At 41.9% G+C, this 4335-nt stretch carries 3 protein-coding genes; 1 reads left to right on the forward strand and 2 read right to left on the reverse strand.

The features are described 5' to 3' along the window. Nucleotides 1–113: 113 nt before the first annotated feature. Nucleotides 114–1757 carry a chaperonin GroEL gene (groL, locus tag ABD917_RS08500; protein WP_345119637.1) on the reverse strand — a complete coding sequence of 548 codons (1644 nt, stop codon included), beginning with the start codon at nucleotides 1755–1757 and terminating at the stop codon, nucleotides 114–116. A gap of 60 nt (nucleotides 1758–1817) precedes the next feature. Continuing rightward, entirely contained in the window at nucleotides 1818–2114 is a 297-nt protein-coding gene (gene groES, locus ABD917_RS08505; RefSeq protein WP_005864441.1) for a co-chaperone GroES, read from the reverse strand. Between the two features lie 224 nt (nucleotides 2115–2338). Between groES and fumC the strand changes: the two genes are divergently transcribed. Further along, nucleotides 2339–3727, forward strand: coding sequence for a class II fumarate hydratase (gene fumC, locus ABD917_RS08510; RefSeq protein ID WP_345119638.1), 1389 nt, complete (start codon nucleotides 2339–2341; stop codon nucleotides 3725–3727). The last annotated feature ends 608 nt before the right edge of the window (nucleotides 3728–4335 follow it).

Raw genomic sequence — 4335 nt, forward strand, 5'->3', positions numbered from 1 at the left:
ACACAATTCCAGATCACCAATTGTTGGCAGCAAGCAAAACAAATTTACCAGTTATGAAATATAAAAAACGGGCCAGAGAGGCCCGTTTCTTTTGATCTCTATAAAAGAGGGCTTTAGAAATCCATTCCGCCCATTCCACCCATTCCACCAGCTGGCATTGGAGGCATTGGTGTGTCTTTCTTTGGAGTTTCAGCAACCATTGCTTCGGTTGTGATCAGAAGGCTGGCAATTGAAGCAGCATTTTGGAGGGCAGAACGCACCACCTTCACAGGATCAACAATTCCCAAAGCAATCAAATCACCAAATTCACCGGTTGCGGTGTTATAACCAAAGGTATCAGCATTATTTTCCAACACCTTGCCAACGATAATAGCTGCTTCTTCACCGGCATTGGTAGCAATTTGCCGTGCTGGTGCTTGAAGAGCACGACGCACGATATTAATACCAGCTTCTTGGTCAGGATTTTTTCCTTTAACCGTCAGCGCATTTGCTGCACGCAACAGAGCTGTTCCACCACCAGCAACAATACCTTCTTCTACAGCAGCGCGTGTTGCATTCAAGGCATCATCAACGCGGTCTTTCTTTTCTTTCACTTCAACTTCTGTTGCACCACCAACGCGGATAACAGCAACACCACCAGCAAGTTTAGCAAGTCTTTCTTGCAATTTCTCACGATCATAGTCAGAAGTTGTTTCTTCAATCTGAGCTTTGATCTGATTGACGCGTGCATTAATTTCAGCCTTTTGTCCAGCACCATCAATAATGGTCGTATTTTCTTTAGAAATATTTACTTTCTTTGCACGACCAAGCATATCCAAAGTGACATTTTCAAGCTTAATGCCCACATCTTCAGAAATAACCTGACCAGATGTCAAGATTGCGATATCTTCAAGCATCGCTTTACGACGATCACCAAATCCTGGCGCTTTTACCGCAGCAATTTTCAAACCACCGCGCAACTTGTTGACAACGAGTGTTGCCAAAGCTTCACCTTCCACATCTTCAGCGATAATAAGAAGTGGTTTGCCAGACTGCACAACAGCTTCAAGCACAGGAAGAAGAGATTGTAGATTAGACAATTTCTTTTCATGAATAAGAATGTAAGGATCATCCAAATCCGCCACCATTTTTTCAGCATTGGTGACAAAGTAAGGAGAAAGATATCCACGATCAAACTGCATACCTTCAACGACTTCTAATTCCGTTTCAGCAGTTTTTGCTTCTTCCACGGTAATGACACCTTCATTGCCAACTTTTTCCATGGCATCAGCAATCATTTTGCCGATTTCAGCAGCACCATTTGCGGAAATTGTTCCCACTTGTGCAATTTCTGCTGAAGTTTGGATTTTCTTCGCTTTTTTGAAGAGATTTGCCACCACTTCATCTACAGCAGCATCAATCCCGCGCTTAAGATCCATTGGGTTCATGCCCGCAGCAACGGCTTTTACACCTTCTTGTACGATAGCTTGTCCCAAAACCGTTGCTGTTGTTGTTCCATCACCAGCAATATCATTGGTTTTAGAAGCAACTTCACGCAACATTTGCGCGCCCATATTTTCAAACTTATCTTCTAGTTCGATTTCCTTTGCCACGGATACACCATCTTTTGTGATGCGTGGTGCACCAAATGATTTATCGATCACCACATTGCGCCCTTTAGGACCAAGTGTTACCTTTACAGCGTTAGCAAGGATATCAACACCGCGCAACAAACGCTCCCGCGCTTCACGGCCAAACTTGACTTCTTTAGCAGCCATTTAATTTCTCCTTGGAGTTATCTCAAATAATATAAAATGGAAGAATTGAGAGCCTTAAAATTAGCCCAAAATTCCCATAATGTCAGATTCTTTCATGATTAAGAGGTCTTCCCCATTAATCTTCACTTCGGTTCCAGACCATTTCCCAAACAGGATACGATCACCTGTTTTCACTTCTAAAGGCACGCGCTTTCCATTATCATCGAGAGCACCATTGCCAATAGCAATAACTTCACCTTCTTGGGGTTTTTCTTTCGCTGTATCAGGAATGATAATCCCACCAGCAGTCTTATTTTCAGATTCAACCCGACGAACAACGACACGATCGTGAAGTGGGCGGAATTGTATATTAGCCATGTTTAAAATCCTTAAAACTTAATTAATTGCATTAATCTTAAGTCCTTGCTAGCACTCTTAAAGCATGAGTGCTAACATTGCCCAAAATATAAAATTGCCTCTTCTCAATGTCAAGGATTCTTCCTAAAAATAATTTACCTTAAAAGGCTTTGACGTCTTGCCTCTTTTTCCTATTTTGCATTATCTAGCTTTTTATTAAACTGCGAACATAAAAGGATCTCATCATGGTTGAAACACGTCAGGAAACGGATAGCTTGGGGACGATTTCGGTACGTCAAGACCGTTATTGGGGAGCACAGACTGAACGCTCACTGCATAATTTTAATATTGGCAGTGAAAAACAGCCTCTCACCATCATTTATGCCTTAAGTCTTATCAAAAAAGCCGCAGCCCTTGTGAATATGGAAAAAGGGAAACTCCCGCAAAACATTGGCAAAGCGATCATTACAGCTGCTGATGAAGTGCTCGCCGGTACATTTGATACACATTTTCCGCTCTCTGTTTGGCAAACGGGTTCTGGTACGCAAAGCAATATGAATGTCAATGAAGTGATCGCTAACCATGCCAGCATGCTACTTGGAGGAAAATTAGGAAGCAAAAGCCCTGTTCATCCCAATGACCATGTCAATATGAGCCAATCTTCAAATGATTCCTTTCCGACAGCGCTTCACATTGCCACCACACTGCAAACACGTCAGCATTTATTTCCTATTCTTGAAGCCCTTATTACCACTTTAAGAAAAAAGGAAGAGGAATTTGCCGATATCATTAAAATCGGGCGTACCCATACGCAAGATGCAACACCCTTAACTTTAGCGCAAGAATTTTCAGGTTACCGCGCCGCACTCGAAGCCAATCGCCAGCGTATTGAAACAGCTCTTGGCGATGTTCAAATGCTTGCTCAAGGTGGAACGGCTGTAGGAACAGGACTCAATGCACCACAGGGTTTTGATGTTGCTTTTGCAGAAACAATCAGCACCCTCACAGGGATAACCTTTAAAACCGCCAGCAATAAATTTGAAGCGCTTGCTCATCATGGAGCTCTTGCCCATTTCCATGGAAGTCTCAATGCTCTGGCTGCTGATCTGTTTAAAATTGCCAACGATATACGCTTTTTGGGCTCAGGTCCACGCTCAGGTTTGGGCGAATTAAGCCTACCTGAAAATGAACCAGGCTCCTCTATCATGCCAGGCAAAGTCAATCCCACCCAGTGTGAAGCAATGACTATGGTTGCAACCCAAGTATTTGGTAATCATACCAGTGTAACATTTGCTGCCAGCCAAGGGCATTTTGAACTAAACGTTTATAAACCTGTCATTGGCTATAATGTTTTGCAATCAATTACGCTTCTTGGCGATTGCATGCGCTCTTTTGATCTCCATTGTATTCAAGGGTTACGTGCTAATCGGGTTCATATTCACACTCTCATGGAACGCTCTTTGATGCTGGTGACAGCACTTGCTCCAGAAATTGGTTATGAAAAGGCGGCCGAAATTGCTAAAGCCGCGCATAAAAATGATACAACCTTGCGCGCAGAAGCACTCAAAGCAGGTGTTTCTGGAGAGGATTACGATAGGCTGGTTGATCCCAAAAAGATGATTGCTCCAAGATAAACAACGCAATGCAAACTCTTTTACAACAAATTTTATCAAACCATCGGGCCATTCGCGGTCCGATGGTCATTGTGCCATTAACAATCCACGCATATTCTCAGAACCCTTATCACCTCTTGGATAAATGAAAGATCTTTTCAATCTTAGCATATTTGCAAAGGAAGCCCCTTACATACCACAAAGCCATAATAGGCTCTTTCCTGCTGCTTTTCGTGAACATACTAATATGTCTTCTCCTTTAGCTGCTGCATAAAAACCGCTAAAATAAAAATTTTTTCATTTCGAATTCTTGTATATCGCAGACTGCTCTCATCTCACCTTATTCATAATAAAGCACATAAAATACTTTACTTGCACGCCCATAAACCAAAATGAGTGTATGGAGAAAAATACTTGAAGTACAAGCAATAAAGTACCTCTTATCAATAGAAGGACTCTCACAACATTGGAGATAAGAGTGTACTGATGTGCTTTTCCATAAGTGTAAAAATGCTGATATAACTTTACCATTATAGCATTGATGAACAGCGTTGCAAAATGGACATAAGAGCGACAAGAGATCACATTTAGCAAATGTGTTCACGAACAATATAATAATATTCTATAGC

Source organism: Bartonella pachyuromydis (genome assembly GCF_039543065.1).
In the GTDB taxonomy this organism is placed as follows: Bacteria; Pseudomonadota; Alphaproteobacteria; order Rhizobiales; family Rhizobiaceae; genus Bartonella; species Bartonella pachyuromydis.

What these genes read in the sequence shown, in the direction of transcription:
- fumC (WP_345119638.1), top strand. Translation starts at nt 2,339, where the DNA reads ATGGTTGAAACACGTCAGGAAACGGATAGCTTGGGGACGATTTCGGTA.
- groES (WP_005864441.1), bottom strand. Translation starts at nt 2,114, where the DNA reads ATGGCTAATATACAATTCCGCCCACTTCACGATCGTGTCGTTGTTCGT.
- groL (WP_345119637.1), bottom strand. Translation starts at nt 1,757, where the DNA reads ATGGCTGCTAAAGAAGTCAAGTTTGGCCGTGAAGCGCGGGAGCGTTTG.